1 protein-coding gene is annotated in these 648 nt (G+C 57.1%); it reads left to right on the forward strand.

The window, feature by feature from the left end:
• Positions 1 to 648, forward strand: a 648-nt coding sequence (locus AC1DRJ_RS31350; protein ID WP_477805522.1) for a sigma 54-interacting transcriptional regulator, incomplete at both ends; no start/stop codon positions are given.

A 648-nucleotide genomic window follows, 5' to 3' on the forward strand; every position in this document is an offset into this window, starting at 1 on the left:
ATACGTGACAGAGTAGGGCGGTTTGAACTGGCTGACGGCGGGACTTTATTCCTTGATGAAGTTGGCGAGATCCCTTTGGAATTGCAGAGCAAGTTGCTGCGCGTACTGCAAGAAGGTCAATTCGAACGTGTGGGAGAGGAGCGCACGCGCAAGGTCGATGTACGCATCATCGCTGCGACCAACCGCGACCTGCGGCAGGAGGTTGCAGGCAAACGTTTCCGCGAGGATCTGTACTTTCGGCTTAACGTATTTCCTATCCAATCACCTGCGCTTCGTGAACGCCCGATGGACATTGCGCCGCTGGCCGCACACTTTCTCAAACAGACCGCCAAGCGCTTGAACATGCCTGGCCGACGCCTGCGCAACAGCGATATCGATCGCCTGCAGCATTATTCGTGGCCCGGTAATATCCGTGAACTGCAGAACGTCATCGAACGTGCGCTGATTACTTCCCGTGGCGCCGACCTAACCATGGACTTGCCCGACGAACCCAGCAAGCGTGAGGTTCAACCTGCGCCGGATTCATCCGTGATTCACGGCGTCATGACCGACGCACAAGTGCGGATGTTGGAACGCAAGAACATGCAAGCCGCCCTTGATGCGGCCAACGGCAAACTGTTCGGCAAGGGCGGCGCCGCAGAGTTATTG

Source organism: Pseudomonas sp. P5_B2, assembly GCF_056400445.1.